The sequence below is a fragment of the Amycolatopsis magusensis genome (genome assembly GCF_017875555.1).
Taxonomy (GTDB): domain Bacteria; phylum Actinomycetota; class Actinomycetes; order Mycobacteriales; family Pseudonocardiaceae; genus Amycolatopsis; species Amycolatopsis magusensis.
Window position 1 is genome coordinate 7,226,017 of the sequence record NZ_JAGGMS010000001.1, and the last position, 19,127, is coordinate 7,245,143.

Genomic DNA, 19,127 nt, shown 5'->3' on the forward strand with positions numbered 1-19,127 from the left:
CCCGGAGAAGGTCACCCGCGTTCCGGTGGCCGGAAGGGACGGTTCCCCATCGGCGCGTGACAGGCGGATCATGTCGCCGTGGCACTACTCGACGAAGCACAGTGGCAGGGCAAGGTCTTCACCGGCGGCTGGGAGTCGACCGGCGCCGACGGCCTGGTGACCGAACCGGCGACGGGCGCCGAACTCGGCAGGTACGGGCTGGCGGATCCGGCGGCGATCGCCCGGTCCGCCGAGCGCGCCGCGCAGGCGCAGCGCGACTGGGCGGCCCGGCCGTTCCAGGAGCGCGCGGCGGTGCTGCGGCGCGCCGGTCGGCTGTGGGAGGAACACGCCGACGAACTGCGTGGCTGGCTCGTCCGCGAGGCGGGCAGCGTGCCCGGCAAGGCCGACTTCGAACTCCACGTCGCGGCGCAGGAGTGCTACGAAGCGGCGACGCTCCCCTCGCGTCCGCTCGGCGAGCTGCTGCCCAGCGAGGCGCCTCGCACGAGCATGGTGCGCCGCGTGCCCGCGGGCGTGGTCGGCGTGATCGCGCCGTTCAACGCGCCGCTGATCCTGTCCATCCGCTCGGTCGCGCCCGCGCTGGCGCTGGGCAACGCGGTCGTGCTCAAGCCCGACCCGCGGACCGCGGTGTGCGGCGGGTTCGCGCTCGCGGCGGTCTTCGCCGAGGCCGGGCTGCCCGAGGGCGTGCTGCACGTGCTGCCCGGTGCCGCCGCGGCCGGAGCGGCCCTCGTCGAGGACCCGCACGTGCGGGTCATCTCGTTCACCGGGTCCACCGCCGCCGGTCGCGCGGTCGGCGAGCTCGCCGGCCGCCACCTCAAGCGCGCCCACCTCGAACTGGGCGGCAACTCCGCGCTGCTCGTGCTCGCCGACGCCGACCTCGACCACTGCATCAGCGCCGCCGCCTGGGGTTCCTTCTTCCACCAGGGCCAGATCTGCATGACCACCGGCCGTCACCTGGTGCACGAATCGCTCTACGACGAATACGTGGCGCGCCTGGCCGAGAAGGCGGACAGCCTGCCGGTCGGGAACCCGGCCACCGAGCCGGTCGCGCTCGGCCCGATCATCGACGGCGGGCAGCGCGACAAGATCCACCGGCTGGTCGAGTCCAGTGTGGACAGCGGGGCGCGGCTGGCCGCGGGCGGCACCTACGAGGACCTGTTCTACCGGCCGACGGTGCTCGCCGACGCCGGGCCGGAGGTGCCGGCCTACGCGCAGGAGGTCTTCGGGCCGGTCGCCCCGGTCGCCCGCTTCGGCAGCGACGACGAGGCCGTGGCACTGGCCTCCGCCAGCGAGTACGGCCTTTCGCTGGGCATCGTCACGCCGGACGTCTCGAAAGGACTGTCGCTGGCCGACCGCATCCCGACCGGGATCGCGCACATCAACGACCAGACGGTCAACGACGAGGCCCACGCCCCGTTCGGCGGCGTGCTCGCCTCCGGCACCGGCTCGCGCTTCGGCGGCGCGGCGGCGAACATCGAGGCGTTCACCGAAACCCGCTGGGTCACCCTGCGCGGGGACGTGGCGGGGTATCCCTTCTGAGTGCCGCCGACAGCGCCCCGGCGGCGGCCTGGACCGCGGTCCCGCAGCGGTCCAGGTCGAGCCGCCGGGTGTGCCCGGTGATGGACAGCGCGGCGACCACCTCGCCGTGCGCGCCGAGCACCGGGGCGGCCACCGCGGTGACGCCCGGCTCGGCCTCCTCCAGGTTGATCCCGACCCCGCGTTCCCTGGTGCGCTCCAGATCGCGGTGCAGCAGGCCGGGCAGCACGATGGTGCGCGGGGTCAGCCGCGCCAGCCCGGCGTCGACCGCGCGGCGCAGCCGGTCGTGCCCGCCCCAGGCGAGGAACACCTTGCCGGTGGCGGTGCAGTGCGCGGGCATCCGGCCGCCCACCCTGGACCGGATCACCATCGATTCGCCGCCGCTGAGCTTCTCCACGAACAGCGTGCACAGGTCGTCCGGCACGGCGAGGTGCACGTTCTCGCGGCTGGCGCGCTGCAGGCCTTCGAGGTAGGGCATCGCGGCTTCGCGCAGCATCCGGTAGCGCGGCACCATCTGGCCGAGGCGGAACAGCTTCGCCGCGAGCCGGTAGCCGCCGTGCCCGGTGCGTTCGAGCGCACCCCAGTCGACCAGCTCGCCGAGCAGGCGGTGGGCGGTCGGTTTGGGCAGGCCGCTGCGGGCCGCGAGCTCACCGAGGCTCAGCTCGGGTTCACCCGGGGTGAACGCGTCGAGCAGGGACAGCCCTCGCGCCAGCACCGACTTCGGTGCCGGTGCGGATTCACCGCTCATCGGGGTGATGTTGCTCGGTGCGTCCGCGCTGGGCAAGCGAGCGTTCCACTCAGCGGGACGCCTGGACGGGCGGCAGGTGCACGCTGAGCACCGCCGACCGGCCGCCGCCGACCGCCGCCAGCGCCTCGGCCAGCGCCTCCTTCAGCTCCTCGGGATGCCGCACGGTCTGGCCCCAGGCGCCACCGGCGGCCGTGGCGATCCCGGGCAGGTCGGCCTCGGGTTCGAAGCTGACGTTGAAGTCGTCGCGCTCGGCCGCGGTGCCGTGCGGGTGGACGCCCAGGGTGGACAGCTTCGGCGACTTCCAGCCGCGGTTGTCCAGCACGACGGTCAGCGTCGGCGTGCCGTACCGCCGGGCCACCCAGTGCGCCGACGACGGCACGCCGAACAGGTAACTGCCGTCCCCGACCACCGAAACGACCGTGCGGCCGGGGTCGGCCAGCTTCGCGCCGATCGCCGCGCCCGCGTGCCAGCCGAGCGAACCCCCGCCCGAGCCGATCAGCGACCCGGGCCGGTTGCGCCGCAGGTGCCTGCCGACGGCCTGGTAGCTGGAGATCGCCTCGGTCAGCACGAGGGTGTCGTCGTCGATCGCGTCGCGCAGGCAGGCGAGCAGGTATTCGGGGGTGATCGTGTCGCCGTCCGGGTGTTCCAGCGCCGCGTACTCCCCGGTGCGGCGCCGGTGCTCGGCGGTGACGCGGGCCAGGCGCCCGGCGTCCGGCTGCTCGCCGATCCGCTCGAGGAGCTGGTGCAGCGCGGTCCGCGGATCGGCGCGGGCGAAGCATTCCGCCGGGATGTGCCACAGCGGCATCTGTTCCTTGAGCGGGTCGACGTCGACCACGAAGATGCGCGCGCCGGCCCGCGGCCGGTTGCTCAGCGGGATCCACGGCACGTCGCTGCCGAGCACCAGCACCACGTCCGCGGTGGCGAGCACCGGATCGGGTTCGGTGGTGTTCCACTGGAACCCGAGGTGCAGCGGGTGGTCGGCGGGGAAGTTCACCCGCATCGGCACCGATTCGAGCACCGGCATCGCCAGCCGCTCGCACAGCTGGACCAGCACCGGCACGGCCCCCGGGTCGCGGCCGAGGTAGGAGGTGACCACGAGCGGGTTTTCCGCCTCCCGCAACGCTTCGGCGAGCCGGTCGACGACCTGCGGCGCCAGCGCGGCCGGGGCGATCGGGATGGGGCGGACGGGGTCCTGGCACGGCACCTCGGACTCCATCACCTCCCGCGCGCCGACCAGGTACACCGGCCCGGCGGGTTCGCTGTGCGCGATCTGCAGCGCGCGGCCGACGACCGTCTTGACGTTGTGCCCGGTGCGGATCTCGTTGTCGTACTTGGTGTACCCGCGGACGATCCCGCGCTGGTCGTGCACGTCCTGGATCCACTGGATGAACTCGTTGCGGCTGCCGGTCAGCTCGCCGTCCTGGGTGAACGGCGAGGCACCGGCGAAGACCAGCACCGGCACCCGGCCCTTGGCGGCGTTGTGCAGCATGCCGCCGATGTTCTGGGTGCCGCAGTCCACGTGCACCAGCACCGCCTGCGCCCGGCCGGTGACCTGCGCGTAGCCCTGCGCGGCGGAGAACGCGACGCTTTCGTGCGGGCAGATGATCAGTTCGGGCAGCGCTTCCGCCCGGTCCTCGGCCCTGGCGCGCGCGTAAGCCTCGACGATGCCGGGGTGGTCGCTGCCCAGGTTCGCGAAGACGTATTCGACGCCGCCTTCGCGCAGAGCTTCGAGGAAGGCCTGGCTGGTGGTGCAGCTCATGCGGTCACCTCCGCCCGCCCGCGGCCGGGGAAGGCCCGCGCGGCGAGTTCGTCGTACGGCATGCCCCTGGCCGCCGCGTTGTTCCGCCCGGCCAGACTGCCCAGCCAGGCGGCGAGGAACCCGGCCGGCACCGAGACCAGCGCCGGGATGGACAACGGGAACAGGTGCGCCTCCCCCATCACGTCCGGGCCCACGAGCACCAGCCCGACCGACACGACGAGCCCGCCGAGCAGACCGCAGGTGGCGCCTACGCGGTTGAACCCGCGCCAGTAGATGGTCAGCAGCAGCACCGGCATCGTGGTGCTCGCCGCGATCGCGAACGCCACGGTGCCGAGGAAGGCCACGTTCAGCGTGCGCGCGCCCAGCGCCAGCACGATCGCCACCACCGAGACCGCCACCCCGGCGAGCCTGCCGACCAGCAACTGCTGTCGCTGCGTGACGTTCCCGCGTTTGAGCACCGTGCTGTAGAGGTCGTGGGCGACCGCGCCGGAGGAGGCGATGGCCAGCCCGGCGAGCACCGCGAGGATGGTCGCCATCACCACGCCCACCACGATCGCGAACATCAGGTTGCCGCCGACCATTTCCGCGAGCCGGGGCGCGGCCAGGTTGCCCGCCTTGTTGTCGGCGATGATCCGGTCCCGGCCGACCTCGTTCAGCGCGGCATAGCCGAATACCGGCAACGCGAGGAAGAACAACGCGAAAATCCACATCGCCACCTGCGCGGAATTGCGCGCGGCTTTCGCGTCGCGCACGGTCAGGAATCGCACCATCACGTGCGGCAGGCCCATGATGCCCAATGCCATGCCCAGGCTCAGGGAAACGTTGTTGAACGCGGAGGCCGTGCTGTCGTGCCGCGGCAGGATGATGTCGTCCCCGTACGTTTCCCGCGCTTCGAACAACGCGCCGAGCGGGTTGCCGCCGACGCGGACCGCGATCAGCACCAGCAGGCCCAGCACGGTCACGATCAGCAGGATCGCCTTGAACACCTGGATGTAGGTGGTGCCGACCATGCCGCCGAGCATGGTGTACAGCGTCATCAGCAGCCCGATCACCACCACCGCCAGCGGGAATTCCACGCCGAGCAGCAGTTGGGCCAGCACCCCGGCGCCGACGAACTGGATGACCATGTAGACGATGCTGAGAATCAGCGACGCGACCGCGAGCACCGCGCGCAGCAGCCGCCCGTCGAACCGCGCGGCGACGGCGTCGGCCAGGGTGAACCGGCCGAGGTTGCGCAGCGGTTCGGCGATCACCAGCAGCACCAGCAGGTACGCGATCGGGATGCCGAGCGCGAGGTAGAAGCCGTTGAACCCGGTCAGCGCGACCGCGCCGGTGATGCCGAGGAAGGAGGCCGCCGAGAGCTGGTCACCGGCCAGTGCGAGGCCGTTCTGCCAGCCGCTGACCCGGCCACCGGCGATGTAGTGGTCGTCGGTGCTCTTGTTGCGCCGGGCCGCGTAACTGGTCAGGCCGAGGGTGACCGCGACGATCCCGGCCACCACGAGCACCGCGAGCACGTTCACGAGCGGTCCTCGTTCCGGCTTTCCCAGCGATCAGCCCAGCGGCCGTAGGCGAAAGCGGCGCCGAGCGGGAAGACGATCGCGAAGGCACCCGCGACATATCCGGCACCGAGCGGCCCGACCCAGCCGTCGAAAAGCGGGGTGAACGCGGTCAGCACCGGCACCGCGAGGAATACCGCGAGCGCGCTGAGCCCGCCGCCGAGCGCGATTCTTTTCCGCACGGTCAACTCGGTATTGCGCACGGGGCCACCCTTCTTTCGAAGACCGGCCGATCCTCACGCCCGGGCACGGGCGGCGGCAACCACGGCGTTCCGTTCCCCGGAATCGCGGTGGTTCCCGGTTTCAGGTGGTGTAGAACCAGAGGTGCGCCACCGGCCGCGCCGGTTCGCTGCGGTCGACGAGCACCTCCCTGGTCACGCGTGCCGGGCGGAGGCGGCCCGCGGGCAGCGCGTCCTGCGCCGAAGCGATGTCGGTGCCGCGGTCGGGGTCGAAGCCGGGCACCGGCGGCAGGAACACCTGCCGCCCCGGCTCGAGTTCCCCGCCGAAACCGGAAGCACGCAGCAGACCGTCCACTGTGTCCGGTCCGAGGGCGACCGCGAGCGCGTAGAGCTGGTCGATCCCGCGCTGGTCGAGTACACCGAGCACCTCGGCGCCCGGTGGCAGCACGATGCCGCCGAAGTCCAAAGCGGACTCCAGCGCTGCCGCGGCTGGGGTGCTCATCCGGTCCTCCTCCTGGCTGAAGGGCATGCTAGCGCCGGATGTCCAGGCGGGTGCCGTCGCGGTTGTCCGGGCTCTGCGGCAGGCTCACCTGCGTGCCGGCGCCGGGTACCGCGCCGGAGTAGTGCCGCGGGTCGGTGGAGCCGGAGATGTTGTACTCCTGCGCCAGTCCCGAGCGGTGCAGTTCGGCCAGCGAGGCGTCGGTGACCGTGAGCGGGCCGATCTGGGTGGCCTTGCCGCCGTCCCAGTTGTAGCGGTCGAACACGTGCGCGCGGTAGTCCATCTCGATGGTCGGGTCGCCGCCGGGGAGCGCGGGCGGGTGCACGGTGGCCACGCCGGTGACCGAGTACTGGACGCCGCCCATCGCGTAGTACCAGTTCTTGCTTTCGGCGGGGCCGAGGTAGTGGCCGTGCCAGCCGGAGTCGAAGGTGACCGGGGTGCCGTAGTTGCCGGTGCGCGCGGCGTCGGCGGCGAGCTGGCGCATCTGCTCGGCGACCGTCCGGTCCACCACGCCGCGGAAGGAGGGCACGTCGCGGCTGATCTGGTCGGCGTCCACGGTGATCGGCGCGCCGCTGTTGTCCAGGAAGTGCTTGAGGTGGCTGCTGGCGTTGGTCCAGCCGATGCCGTCGGCCACGTCGGCGCCCGCGTTGGCCGCCTGCCAGGTCGCCTGGTCGGCCAGCGACGGCTGCTGCGAAGCGTGGGGTCCGGCGCCCGGATCGGAGGCGGGCTGCGGGGGCGGGCCGGGGAGCTGTCCGCCGCTGCCGCCCTGGGTGCCGCCGGTGTCCGGTCCGCCGCCGAAACCGCGCGCGGTGGCCTCGTCGGCGGCGGTGTAGCCGTCGGCGGAGAGCCGGACGTACTCGCTGATCTGCCCGATCAGCTCGACGAACCGGCTGAGCGCGCCGGTGAGCTGCTGCTGGAGGGAGGCGTTGGCGCTGCCGACGGAACTGCCGATCGCGGCGAACGAGGCGATGTCGATGGCCAGCGACCCGACGTCGCGGGCCGAGGAAGCCGCCGTGGCGTTGAGGTCCTCCATCGACCGGACCACCGATCTCGCGGCGTCCGGCTCCACCCGGAACGCACCTGTCATCACGCCTCCTCGTCCGCGGAACTCCCCACCGCCGAGCCTTCCCCGCGCCCCGCCTTCGCCAGACGGCCGAATTACCCACTGACAAGCGGGCATTCCGGCCACCACCCCGCGCTGAATGCTATGAGTGGGGCATTACTTGCATTGAACGCAAGTAATGCCCCACTCATAGCATTGGCGGGGGGCGCGCCGGGTGCCCGAATGCTCTTGAAGGCGGGGCGCCACCGCGGCCAGGATGACGACGGGAACACCCCGCAAGCCCGAGGAGGCCCCGTGTCGGAGACGGCGTTGCTCACCTGGACCCTCGTCGCGTTCCTCGGGGTGGCCACGCCCGGCATCGACACGCTCCTCGTGCTGCGCCACACGCTGCTCGGCGGGCGGCGCGCCGGGTTGCGGGCGGTGACCGGCATCGCGCTCGGCTGCCTGGTGTGGGCCACGGCGAGCCTCGCCGGGCTCACCGCGCTGCTCGCCGCCTCCGAGGTCGCCTACCAGGTGGTGCGCATCGCGGGCGCGGCCTACCTCATCTGGCTGGGCGCCTCGGCCCTCTGGAAGTCGCTCCCCCGCAACCGCGGGCCGGTCGTGCCGCTGGAGGACGGGTCCGCCACCAGGGCGCTGCGCGCCGGTCTGCTCACCAACCTGCTCAACCCCAAGGTCGGCGTCTTCTACGTCAGCCTGCTCCCCCAGTTCCTGCCCGTCGGCCCCGGGTCGACCGCCTGGGGCGCGCTCCTGGTCGCCATCCACCTGGCCGTCACCTTCGCCTGGTACCCGCTGCTCGTCTGGACCGCCGCCCGGGCCCGCCGCCTCCTGCTGCGCGACCGCGTGCGCCGCGTGCTCGACCGGCTGACCGCCACCGTGCTGATCGGGCTGGGCGTCAAGCTCGCCACCGAATCCCGCTGAACCGCTCCACCCCTTTCCCGGCACGGCCGAACTCGGTACCGTAGTGTATACCGTATGCAGCCTAGCCGGATGGGAGCGGACCGATGAGCGACATGGCCGACCGCGCACGTGCCGTGGTCGACGCACACCGCGGTGACCGGGGCGCGCTGCTGCCGGTCCTGCACGGGCTGCAGGCCGAATTCGGCTACCTCGACCAGGCACTGCTGCCCCTGGTGGCCAAGGAGCTGAACCTTTCCCGCGCCGACGTGCACGGGGTGATCAGCTTCTACACCGACTTCCGCACCGAACCGCCGGGCCGCACCGTGGTGAAGCTGTGCCGCGCGGAGGCCTGCCAGTCGGTCGGCGCGGAACGCCTTCTCGCCCACGCCGAACAGGTGCTGGGCAGCAAGGCCGGCCAGACCACGGCCGACGGCTCGGTGACCCTCGAGCAGGTGTTCTGCCTGGGCAACTGCGCGCTCGGCCCGGCAGCCCAGGTCGACGGGCGCCTGCACGGCAGGCTCGACGAGGCCGCACTGGACAGCATCATCGCCGAAGCGGAGGCGGGCAAAGCATGACCACCACGATCTACGTCCCCCGCGATTCCGCGGCCGTCTCGGTCGGCGCGGACGCCGTCGCCGACGCGATCGCCCGCCAGGCCGAAGCTGCGGGTGAGGACATCCGCCTGGTGCGCAACGGATCCCGCGGCATGCTGTGGCTGGAACCGCTGGTCGAGGTGGTCACCGACCGGGGCCGCGTCGGCTACGGGCCGGTCACCCCCGGCCGCGCGGGCGAAGTGCTCGCCGCGATCCTGGACGACGGCGAGCACGAGCTGAACCTCGGCCGCGTCGAGGACCTGCCGTGGATGAGCGGCCAGACGCGGCTCTGCTTCGCGCGGGTGGGCGTCACCGATCCGCTGTCCGCCGAGGACTACCTCGCCCACGGCGGGCTCGCCGGGTTGCGCCGGGCGCTCGAACAGGAACCGGCCGCGGTGGTCGCCGCGGTGACCGAATCCGGCCTTCGCGGTCGCGGCGGCGCCGGGTTCCCCGCCGGCATCAAGTGGAAGACCGTGCTCGACGCCCCGGCGGAACCGAAGTTCGTCTGCTGCAACGCCGACGAGGGCGACAGCGGGACCTTCGCGGACCGCATGCTGATCGAGGGCGACCCGTTCTGCCTGATCGAGGGCATGACCATCGCCGCCTGCGCGACCGGTGCCACCGAGGGCTACGTCTATCTGCGGTCGGAGTACCCGGACGCGGTGCGGACCCTGCGGCAGGCCATCGAGATCGCCTACGCCCACGGCTGGCTCGGCGAGGACATCCTCGGCTCCGGCAGGCGGTTCGACCTGTTCGTGCGCGTCGGCGCGGGTGCCTACATCTGCGGTGAAGAGACCTCCATGCTGGAAAGCCTGGAAGGCAAGCGCGGCATGGTGCGCGCCAAACCGCCGATCCCGGCGATCACCGGGCTGTTCGGCAAGCCGACGGTGGTGAACAACGTGCTCACCCTGGCGTCGGTGCCGGTGATCCTGTCCGACGGCGCCGAGGCCTACGCCGCGCTGGGCCGCGAACGCTCACGCGGCACGCAGGTGTTCCAGCTGGCGGGCAACATCGCCCGCGGCGGGGTGTTCGAGACGGCCTTCGGCATGTCGCTCGGCGAGCTGATCACCGACTACGGCGGGGGCACCCGCTCGGGCAGGCCGGTGCGCGCGGTGCAGGTCGGCGGCCCGCTCGGCGCCTACCTCCCGGCGGACCGGCTGGACGTGCCGCTGGACTACGAGGCGTTCGCCGCGGTGAACGCGATGCTCGGCCACGGCGGCATCGTGGTCTTCGACGACACCGTCGACATGGCGTCGATGGCCCGGTTCGCGATGGAGTTCTGCGCGGAGGAGTCGTGCGGCAAGTGCACGCCCTGCCGGGTCGGCTCGGTGCGCGGAGTCGAGACCATCGACCGCATCGTCGCCGGGGAGGACCCCGACGCGAACCTGGCCCTGCTGGGCGATCTCTGTGACCTGATGACCGACGGATCGCTGTGCGCGATGGGCGGGCTCACGCCGAACCCGGTGCTCAGCGCCCTTCGCCACTTCCCGGACGACTTCACGGCGCGGCAGGAGAGCCAGTCATGACGCTGTACAAGGAACACGATCTCGGCACCCCGGCGATGCCGGGCCCGGCCACCGTCTCGCTCGAGGTCGACGGCCACCCCGTCGCGGTGCCCGAAGGCACCTCGGTGATGCGCGCGGCGGCGCTGTCCGGCATCGACATCCCGAAGCTGTGCGCCACCGACAGCCTGGAGGCCTTCGGCTCGTGCCGGCTGTGCCTGGTGGAGATCGACGGCCGCCGCGGCACCCCGGCCTCGTGCACCACGCCGGTCGCCGAGGGCATGAAGGTCCGCACGCAGACCCCGCGGGTGGAGAAGCTGCGGCAGGGCGTGATGGAGCTCTACATCTCCGACCACCCGCTCGACTGCCTGACCTGCTCGGCCAACGGCGACTGCGAACTGCAGGACATGTCGGGTGTGGTGGGCCTGCGCCAGGTCCGCTACGGCTACGAGGGCGAGAACCACCTCGATGCCGAAACCGACCACAGCAACCCCTACTTCGACTTCACCCCGTCCAAGTGCATCGCCTGCTCGCGCTGCGTGCGGGCCTGCGGTGAGGTCCAGGGCACCTTCGCGCTGACCATCGAAGGCCGCGGCTTCGAGTCCAAGGTCGCCGCGAGCGCGGGCGAGCTGTTCATGGACTCCGAGTGCGTGTCCTGCGGTGCCTGCGTGCAGGCCTGCCCGACGGCCACGCTGGAGGAGAAGTCGGTGGTCGAACTGGGCATGCCGACCCGCAGCGTGCTCACCACCTGCGCCTACTGCGGGGTCGGCTGCTCGTTCAAGGCCGAACTGCGTGGTGACGAACTGGTGCGCATGGTGCCGCACAAGGACGGCGGCGCCAACGAGGGCCACTCGTGCGTCAAGGGCCGGTTCGCCTTCGGCTACGCCACCCACCCGGACCGCGTGTACAAGCCGATGGTCCGGGAGAAAATCACCGACGAGTGGCGCGAAGTCGAATGGGACACCGCGATCACCTACGTGGCCGAGAAGATGCGCGAGGTCCAGGCCCGCCACGGCGTCGGCGCCATCGGTGGCATCACCTCTTCCCGCTGCACCAACGAAGAGGTGTACGTGGTGCAGAAGATGGTGCGGGCCGCGTTCGGCAACAACAACGTGGACACCTGCGCGCGGGTCTGCCACTCCCCCACCGGCTACGGGCTGAAGCAGACCTTCGGCACCTCGGCCGGTACGCAGGACTTCCGGTCCGTGGCCCGGTCCGACGTGATCGTGGTGATCGGCGCGAACCCGACCGACGGGCACCCGGTGTTCGCCTCGCGGATGAAGCGGCGGCTGCGGGAGGGCGCGAAGCTGGTGGTGATCGACCCGCGCCGGATCGACCTGGTGCGCTCGCCGCACGTCGAAGCCGCGCACCACCTGCAGCTGGCGCCGGGCACGAACGTCGCGGTGGTCAACGCGATGGCGCACGTGGTGGTCACCGAAGGACTGGTCGACCAGTCCTTTGTGGATGAACGATGCGAGGACTTCGACGGCTGGGCGGAGTTCATCGCCCGCCCGGAGAACAGCCCGGAGGCCGTCGAAGGGATCACCGGTGTCCCGGCAGCCGAACTGCGGGCCGCAGCACGGCTCTACGCCACCGGCGGCAACGCCGCGATCTACTACGGACTGGGCGTCACCGAGCACAGCCAGGGCTCGACCATGGTGATGGGCATGGCGAACCTGGCCATGGCGACCGGCAACATCGGCCGCGAGGGCGTCGGGGTCAACCCGTTGCGCGGGCAGAACAACGTGCAGGGTTCGTGCGACATGGGCTCGTTCCCGCACGAGCTCTCCGGCTACCGGCACGTGTCCGACGACGCGGTGCGCGAGGTGTTCGAGACGCTGTGGGACCGCCCGCTGATGGCCGAGCCGGGCCTGCGCATCCCCAACATGTTCGACGCGGCGATCGACGGCACCTTCCGCGCCCTGTTCGTGCAGGGCGAGGACATCGCGCAGTCCGACCCGAACACCAAGCACGTCACCGCCGCGCTCGAAGCGCTGGACCTGCTGGTGGTGCAGGACCTGTTCGTCAACGAGACGGCGAAGTTCGCGCACGTGTTCCTGCCGGGCACCTCGTTCCTGGAGAAGGACGGCACCTTCACCAACGCCGAGCGCCGGATCAACCGGGTGCGCCCGGTGATGGCGCCGAAGACCGGCAAGCACGAGTGGGAGATCGTCTGCGAGATCGCCCAGGCGATGGACTACCCGATGTCGTATGCGCGGACCAGCGAGATCATGGACGAGATCGCCGCGGTGACCCCGACCTTCGCCGGGGTGTCGTTCGAGAAGCTCGACAAGCTCGGCAGCGTGCAGTGGCCGTGCAACGACAAGGCCCCCGAAGGCACGCCGATCATGCACGTGGACGGGTTCGTGCGCGGCAAGGGCCGGTTCGTGCCGACCACGTTCGTGCCGACCGAGGAACGCAGCACCCGCAAGTTCCCGCTGATCCTGACCACCGGGCGGATCCTGAGCCAGTACAACGTGGGCGCGCAGACCCGGCGCACGAAGAACGTGGCCTGGCATCCCGAGGACCTGCTCGAGATCCACCCGCACGACGCCGAGGTCCGCGGCATCACCGACGGCGACGAGGTGTCGCTGGCCAGCCGGGTCGGCGAGACGAAGCTGCGGGCGGTGCTCTCGGACCGGATGCCGGTCGGCGTGGTTTACACCACCTTCCACCACCCGGTGACCGGGGCGAACGTGGTGACCACGGAGAACTCCGACTGGGCGACGAACTGCCCGGAGTACAAGGTGACCGCGGTGCAGGTGGCGCTGCGCACAGCGGTTCCGGCGATGGCGGAGTAGGCGCATGAGCGGCAACCCCCAGGTCCGGCTGGCCAACGAAATCGCCCGGCAGTTCCGCGGCCAGCCGGAGGACCGGGCCGCGGCCACGATCGCGCAGCACATCCGGCAGTTCTGGGACCCGCGGATGCGAGCGGACCTGCTGGCCCAGGTCGCCGCCGACCCGTCCCCGGTGGACCCGCTCATCCAGGCCGCCGTCCGCCTGCTGCGCTGAACACCCGGCACCGGACACAAATGTGGCTTTCGGAGCGGAATACGCCCCGAAAGCCACATTCGTGTTCACCCGCCCCCGGGGACCTAGTTGGTGTCGAGCGCCACGGCGATGTCCGTGATCAGCAACGGGAAGATGCCGAGCGCCTCGGCCGCGCCGGTCAGCGGGTCGAAGTCGTAGAGCATCGCGTCACCGGTCGAGCCGATCAGTGTGGCGAACCCCGAGTTCGACACGGTCTTGCCGCCCACCACGTCGCTGTAGATGTCCGCGCCGGCGTTCGTGGCGGCGGTGGTGCCGAGCGAGCCGGTCGGGGCCAGCAGGCCGTTGTTGGCCGGTGACTGCACGACTACCTGCGCGCTGAGGGTGTTGATGTCGAACAGCGTCGTGGCGGTGGTGGTGTTCAGGTCGTTGTTGGTGTAGGCGGCCGCGGTCACCCCGGCGATCGCCGAGCCGCCGGGGGTCGCGCTCAGCGTCGAGTCCGAGATCGTGGTGCCGTCGTGGAGGTTGTGCCGCAGGTTCTGCCCGACGTCGCTGATCACCCGCAGCCGATCGGCCGCCGGGTTGAAGTCGACGCCGAAGGTGGTGCCGTGCAGCCCGACGCTCAGCTGTGAAACCTTCGTCACCACCACGTCGGAGTTCCCGGTCGGCAGGGAGATCGTGTAGATGCCGCCGTAGTTGCCCACCGCGTAGAACTTGCCGTCCTGCACGCGGAAGTCGATGCCGATCACCGAGGTGTCGGTGATCAGCCCGCTCACCCGGCGCACCCAGTTGAGCTCGTCGGGTCTGTCCGTGGTGAACGTGGCCATCAACTTGCCGTCACTGGTGATCCCGTACGCCCGCAGTGACGGGGACATCGTCCCGTCCTCCGCCGCCGAACCGGGTCCGGCCAGCCCGACCGCGACCGCCGCCGCCGCGACCACCGCGGTCATCACCGCGACACCACGCTTGATCCGTGCCTGCATCGGTTTCCCCTTCACTCTCGGCGCCACGCTGCCTGCCGCCTGCCCACACCCTTCACGAGCGCCCCGGGCGGTGTCTTCGTGAGAGGCGGTGAAAACCGCGGCACGCGTGGGAAGATCGAATTGTCACTTCGGACAACCGGTACGGGGGTACCAGGCGATGACCTGCCGACTCGGCGCGCTCTGCTTCGACGCGAACGACCCGCGTGCGCTCGCGCGTTTCTGGGGCGGGTTCTTGGGCTGGGAGCGGGCCGGAGACGGCCACACGCTCCTCCCGGTCGACGACACCGGCTTCCGGCTCCGGTTCTCCCCGTCCTCCCAGCGGAAGACCGGCCAGAACCCGATGCACTTCGACCTGACCAGCACGTCCCACGAGGACCAGCAGCGAACCGTGGCGAGGGCGCTCGAACTCGGCGCCCGGCACATCGACGTCGGCCAGCGCCCGGAGGAAGGTCACGTGGTGCTCGCCGACCCCGAAGGCAACGAATTCTGCGTCATCGGACCAGGCAACGATTTCCTCGCCGACTGTGGGTTCGTCGGCGCGGTCGCGGGTGAGGGTTCGCGGGAGACCGGCTACTTCTGGAGCGAAGCGCTGGGCTGGCCGCTGGTGTGGGACCAGGACGAGGAGACCGCGATCCGCTCACCGCACGGCGGTCCGAAGATCACCTGGGGTGGTCCGCCGCTGCCGCCGAAGAACGGCAAGAACCGCCTGCACTTCGACCTCGTGCCCGACGGCGGGCAGCGGGCGGAGGTCGACCGGCTCCTCGCCCTCGGCGCCGAGCGGGTCGACATCGGCCAGGGCGAGGTCAGCTGGGTGGTCATGGCCGATCCGGACGGCCACGAGTTCTGTGTGCTGACCCCGCCCGAACAGACCTAGGAATGCAGCGTGTAGTGCGGGAAATTGCCCGGCGGCCGCTCTCCTTCCGGTCCGCGGGTGACCGAGCGCACCAGCAACTCGCCGCCGACGAACGCGCCGCGCCACGAAGCGCCCAGCCCGCCGAACAACTCCTCCCGGTCACCACGCGAACGCGGCCGGTTGATCCCGACCTTGAACGCCCGCACCTGCGCCGAAAGCCGGTGCGCGGTGCTTTCCTCGTCGCAGGACAGGGTGGCCACCAGCGCGCCGTTGCTGACGTTCATCGCCGCCAGCAGTTGCGCCTCGGTGTCCACCACCTCGATCGTGTCCACCGGCCCGAACGGTTCGGCGTGGAACAGCGGTGAGGACCGCGGCGGGTCCAGAATGGACACCGGCGCCAGGTAGGCCGAAGTGTCCTGCCCCGGCAGGAACCGCCCTTCGGTGACCTCGCCGCGGTGCAGGGGCACCCCGCCGTTGCGCACGGCTTCCTCCACCTGGTCGGCCAGTTCCTTCGCCTTGCCCGCGTTGATCAGCGGCCCGAAGTCCAGCTCCGGCAACGGGTCCTCCGGCGACTCCACGGCCAGCGGGTGCCCGAACCGCACCGAGCGCACCGCGGGCAGGTAGACCGCGAGGAAGCGGTCGAACAGCTCCCGTTGCACCACGAACCGCGGGTAGGCGGTGCACCGCTGCTTGGCGTAGTCGAAGGTCTTGCGGATCTGCCCGGCGAGGGTGCCCCAGTCGCCGTACTCCCACACGCCCCAGCAGTTCAGCCCTTCCTGCTCCAGCACGTGCCGCTTGCCGGGGTCGGCCAGTGACGCGGCGATCCGGCCACCGGCGTCCCGACCGCCCACAAAGGACACACAGCCCAGGCGCGGGCCACCGACCAGCGGGCCGGACAGTTCCGCGCCGCCGCCGCTGAGCAGGGTCAGCGGCAGGCCTTCGCGCACGGCCAGCGCGACCGCCATGGTCAGGCAGCACAGGCCGCCGTCGGTCGGCGTCTTGGCGATCACCGCGTTGCCCGAGAGCGCCTGCACCAGCATCGCGTGCATCAGCACGCTCATCGGGTAGTTCCAGCTGGCGATGTTGCTGACCGGGCCGTCCAGCGGCACCCGGTTTTCCAGCATCGGCCCGATTTCCTCGACGTACCAGCGGACCCCGTCGATGCACCGGTCCACATCGGCCATCGCCAGGCGCCACGGTTTGCCGATCTCCCACACCAGCAGCAGGCCGAGCAGTTCGCGGTGCTCGGTCAGGGAGTCGAGCGCGGCGCCGACCCGCGCCTTGCGTTCGGCCAGCGGCACTTCGCGCCAGCGGACGTGGGCGTCGAGCGCGGCGTCCACCGCGCCCGCCGCGGTGCCGGCGTCCAGGCGCGGCGGGCCGTGGATGGCACTGCCGTCGACCGGCGAGGTGGCGTCACCGGGCCTGCCGTCCCAGGTCCACCGCCCACCCCAGTGGTTCGCGACCCGTTCGGGGGAAAACGCCTCCGGGGCCAGTTCGGCGCACCGGCCGTAGGCGGCTGCCCAGCTCGTGCCCGGCTTGAGGGACAAACTTCCCATCAGTCCTCCTGGTCGGATGTGGGCGGAAAGTGTGTGTTCCACGTCTCACTCCGTGTAGACTGTATGCAGTATGGAACCCGGTGGCAACGCCCGTACCTGGTCGGAGGCGAAGATGAGCCCGTCTGGCGCACCGCAGCAAGTAGTCGGCTACCTGGGCCGCACCTATCAGGTCGGGCCCGCCGCGGAACAGCTCACCGGGCGCTCGCGTGCCTGGGTCCTCGGTCCGGCGCTGGCCGCGATGGCCGCCATCGGCGTGCCCCAGTACGCCTTCGGGCTGCTCGTACCAGGCCTGCTCGACCGCGGCTGGACCATGGGCCAGGCCTTCGGGCTGCTCGCGCTCTGGACGGTCTTCCAGGCCGGCGCGGGATTCCCCGCGGCCTACCTGCGCGAACGCGGCCGCATCGGCCCGCGCGCGGCCATGCTGACCGGCGCGGTGCTGGTGCCGCTCGGCCCGCTCTCGCTCGCCTTCGACTCCGGGATCCTGGGCCTGCTCGGCTATTCCGTGCTCAGCGGGACGGGCGCCGGGCTGGTCTACGCCACCTGTTCCTCCACCGTGGCGAAGTGGTTCCCGGAACGGTCGGCGGCGGCGACCAGCCTCGCCACCGGCGCCTTCGCCTGCGGTTGCGTGCCGTTCGTGATCGCCTTCGCCGTGGGCAGCGGCACCGGCGCCCTCTCCCCCGTGCTGATCGCCACGGCGGTGGTGCTGGGCGGGGTCATCGCCGCGTCCGCGCTGTTGTTCCGCGACCCGCCGGAGAACTGGTGGCCCCCGCACCTCGACCCGCGCGAATGGGCCCTGGACCGCCGTCTCAACCCTCGTCGCACCGCCCGCCAGTACTCCTCCCGCGAAGCACTGCGCACCGGCGCGCTGCCGCTGATGTACGTGATCGTTTTCCTCGCCAGCGCGGTTTCCCTGCTCGACGTGGCCTTCCTCGCGGTGATGGCGCTCGGCCACGACCTCGGGCTCACCGCGGCCGCGATCGGCACCTGCCTGCTGGTCGGGGTGAACGGGGTCGGCCGCTCGCTGGCCATCCGGATCTCCGCGGAAGCCGGGCGGGTGCGCACCATCCGCGCGGTGGTGGCGTTGCTGGGCGCCGGGCAGCTCGTGCTCGCCGGGGCCGCGGCCTCCGGTTCGGTGGCCCTGCTGCTCATCGCGGCGATCGTCGCGGGCGCGGGCGGCGGCGCCTTCTACCCCCTGTTCGCCAGCCTGGCGCGGGAGTACTTCGGGGAACGCTCCCAGCTCGAAACGAACGCCGTCATCTACAGCGCGAAGGCGCTCGGTGGCGTGGCGGGCGTCGGCGCGGTGGCGCTGGTGGCCCCCAGTTGGGGCTATACCTCGATCTTCCTCATCGCCGGCGGGCTCGCGCTCGGTGCGGCCGCGTTGTGCCGCCGCCTGCGGCAGCCGGGTTTGCTCAGCACGATTCCGGCTACCCGTTCCCCATTACCCGGTGTTTGACAATCGCGGGGGTCGAGCGGGCGGGTGAAAGCCATGTCACACTGGAAACACCCGATGTGTGACTGCCTTCACCAAACCGGACAAAGATTCGCATTGTATGCTGTAGGCAGTCGACGAAAAACTACGGGGAGTCGCCGGAGCCACCGGTGCGGCCCCGCCGACCGAGCCTGGGAGAGACATCATGCAGCCGACGGAGTTGCCGACAAGCGTGGCGGCTCGCCGGATCGACCGGCCGGTACCCCTGCGCGAGCGGGTGTACCAGTCGATGCAGGAGCTGATCATCTCCGGGCACCTCGCCGCAGGCCAGCACCTGGTCGAGAGCGAGCTGGCGGAGATGCTGGGCGTGTCCCGCCAGCCGGTCCGCGAAGCACTGCAGCTGCTCAATTCCGAGGGCTGGGTGGATCTGCGCCCCGGCTACGGCGCCTTCGTCCACGTGCCCACCGAGGCCGAGGCCGACGAGCTGCTGGTGGTCCGCGCCCTGCTGGAGACCGAATCCGCCCGCCTGGCGGCGTTGCACGCGGACGCGGCCGGGGTGGCCCGGCTGCGTGAGCTGTGCCGCCAGGGTGAGGCCGCGGTCGCCGTCGACGACATCGAAGGCATGGTGGAGGCCAACGCCGCCCTGCACCGCTGCGTGACCGAGCTGTCCGGGAACCGCGTACTGCTCGACTTCGCCACCCAGGTCGACCGCCGGGTGCGCTGGTACTACACCCCGATCGCCCGGCAACGCGGCAAGCGGTCGTGGCAGGAGCACGCCAAGATGGTCGACGCCATCGAAAAGGGCGATGCCGACGCCGCCGCGCGGATCATGCGCGAGCACACCGAACGGACCCGCAAGTCCTATTTGGACCAGCGCAAGTCCGACGCGAAGCCCGAACAGCCGCCGGCACTGGTCCGCACCCGGCGCCGCCCCGGCACCGCGTCCGCGCGGCGGTAATCCCGCCCGGCGCACCAGAGAACCACAAGCC

The 19,127-nt window shown here is 71.4% G+C and carries 17 protein-coding genes; 9 read left to right on the plus strand and 8 right to left on the minus strand.

Going from position 1 to position 19,127, the window contains the following annotated elements; all coding sequences use genetic code 11:
* Positions 1 to 78: 78 nt before the first annotated feature.
* Positions 79 to 1,536, plus strand: coding sequence for a benzaldehyde dehydrogenase (locus JOM49_RS32055; RefSeq protein ID WP_209667910.1), 1,458 nt, complete (start codon positions 79 to 81; stop codon positions 1,534 to 1,536).
* Here the strand turns inward: JOM49_RS32055 and JOM49_RS32060 are convergent.
* The 6 genes from JOM49_RS32060 to JOM49_RS32085 all read right to left on the minus strand — a co-directional run bounded on the left by JOM49_RS32060 (position 1,499) and on the right by JOM49_RS32085 (position 7,361).
* A complete protein-coding gene (locus JOM49_RS32060) occupies positions 1,499 to 2,281 on the minus strand; it encodes an IclR family transcriptional regulator (RefSeq protein WP_209667911.1) in 783 nt (260 codons plus the stop codon). The two genes, JOM49_RS32055 and JOM49_RS32060, sit on opposite strands and share 38 nt — an antisense overlap.
* Before the next feature lie 49 nt (positions 2,282 to 2,330).
* Entirely contained in the window at positions 2,331 to 4,040 is a 1,710-nt protein-coding gene (locus tag JOM49_RS32065) for a thiamine pyrophosphate-requiring protein (protein WP_209667912.1), read from the minus strand.
* Complete coding sequence (locus tag JOM49_RS32070) at positions 4,037 to 5,560, minus strand: solute symporter family protein (RefSeq protein ID WP_308158943.1); 1,524 nt, start codon at positions 5,558 to 5,560, stop codon at positions 4,037 to 4,039. The genes JOM49_RS32065 and JOM49_RS32070 overlap by 4 nt, the downstream gene beginning before the upstream one ends.
* Positions 5,557 to 5,799: a DUF485 domain-containing protein gene (locus tag JOM49_RS32075; protein WP_209667913.1), complete on the minus strand. Its 243-nt coding sequence runs from the start codon at positions 5,797 to 5,799 to the stop codon at positions 5,557 to 5,559. Before JOM49_RS32075 ends, JOM49_RS32070 begins: the two co-directional genes overlap by 4 nt.
* Before the next feature lie 100 nt (positions 5,800 to 5,899).
* Positions 5,900 to 6,277, minus strand: coding sequence for a hypothetical protein (locus JOM49_RS32080; RefSeq protein ID WP_209667914.1), 378 nt, complete (start codon positions 6,275 to 6,277; stop codon positions 5,900 to 5,902).
* A 28-nt stretch (positions 6,278 to 6,305) separates the two neighbouring features.
* Positions 6,306 to 7,361, minus strand: a complete 1,056-nt coding sequence (locus JOM49_RS32085; RefSeq protein ID WP_209667915.1) for a WXG100 family type VII secretion target — start codon at positions 7,359 to 7,361, stop codon at positions 6,306 to 6,308.
* A gap of 270 nt (positions 7,362 to 7,631) precedes the next feature.
* Between JOM49_RS32085 and JOM49_RS32090 the strand changes: the two genes are divergently transcribed.
* From JOM49_RS32090 to JOM49_RS32110, 5 genes are all read left to right on the plus strand, one after another.
* Complete coding sequence (locus JOM49_RS32090) at positions 7,632 to 8,255, plus strand: LysE family translocator (RefSeq protein WP_209667916.1); 624 nt, start codon at positions 7,632 to 7,634, stop codon at positions 8,253 to 8,255.
* Between the two features lie 83 nt (positions 8,256 to 8,338).
* Positions 8,339 to 8,809, plus strand: a complete 471-nt coding sequence (locus JOM49_RS32095; protein WP_209667917.1) for a formate dehydrogenase subunit gamma — start codon at positions 8,339 to 8,341, stop codon at positions 8,807 to 8,809.
* Complete coding sequence (locus tag JOM49_RS32100; protein ID WP_209667918.1) at positions 8,806 to 10,353, plus strand: formate dehydrogenase beta subunit; 1,548 nt, start codon at positions 8,806 to 8,808, stop codon at positions 10,351 to 10,353. Before JOM49_RS32095 ends, JOM49_RS32100 begins: the two co-directional genes overlap by 4 nt.
* A complete protein-coding gene (gene fdhF, locus JOM49_RS32105) occupies positions 10,350 to 13,130 on the plus strand; it encodes a formate dehydrogenase subunit alpha (RefSeq protein WP_209667919.1) in 2,781 nt (926 codons plus the stop codon). The genes JOM49_RS32100 and fdhF overlap by 4 nt, the downstream gene beginning before the upstream one ends.
* Positions 13,131 to 13,134: 4 nt before the next feature.
* The gene (locus JOM49_RS32110; RefSeq protein WP_209667920.1) at positions 13,135 to 13,341 is read left to right on the plus strand and encodes a formate dehydrogenase subunit delta; all 207 of its coding nucleotides are present in this window, start codon (positions 13,135 to 13,137) and stop codon (positions 13,339 to 13,341) included.
* 83 nt (positions 13,342 to 13,424) lie between these two features.
* Here JOM49_RS32110 and JOM49_RS32115 read toward each other — a convergent pair whose 3' ends face one another.
* Entirely contained in the window at positions 13,425 to 14,300 is an 876-nt protein-coding gene (locus JOM49_RS32115) for a DUF4394 domain-containing protein (RefSeq protein WP_209667921.1), read from the minus strand.
* A 157-nt stretch (positions 14,301 to 14,457) separates the two neighbouring features.
* On the opposite strand from JOM49_RS32115, the gene JOM49_RS32120 reads away from it, so the two are divergent.
* On the plus strand, positions 14,458 to 15,174 hold the full coding sequence (locus JOM49_RS32120; RefSeq protein WP_209667922.1) for a VOC family protein: 717 nt from the start codon (positions 14,458 to 14,460) through the stop codon (positions 15,172 to 15,174).
* Here the strand turns inward: JOM49_RS32120 and JOM49_RS32125 are convergent.
* Positions 15,171 to 16,709, minus strand: coding sequence for an aldehyde dehydrogenase family protein (locus JOM49_RS32125; RefSeq protein WP_209667923.1), 1,539 nt, complete (start codon positions 16,707 to 16,709; stop codon positions 15,171 to 15,173). The two genes, JOM49_RS32120 and JOM49_RS32125, sit on opposite strands and share 4 nt — an antisense overlap.
* A gap of 112 nt (positions 16,710 to 16,821) precedes the next feature.
* Between JOM49_RS32125 and JOM49_RS32130 the strand changes: the two genes are divergently transcribed.
* Positions 16,822 to 18,162 (plus strand): MFS transporter, encoded by a 1,341-nt coding sequence (locus JOM49_RS32130; protein ID WP_209667924.1) that lies wholly within the window; start codon positions 16,822 to 16,824, stop codon positions 18,160 to 18,162.
* 181 nt (positions 18,163 to 18,343) lie between these two features.
* The gene (locus tag JOM49_RS32135) at positions 18,344 to 19,096 is read left to right on the plus strand and encodes a GntR family transcriptional regulator (RefSeq protein WP_209667925.1); all 753 of its coding nucleotides are present in this window, start codon (positions 18,344 to 18,346) and stop codon (positions 19,094 to 19,096) included.
* Positions 19,097 to 19,127 lie beyond the last annotated feature (31 nt).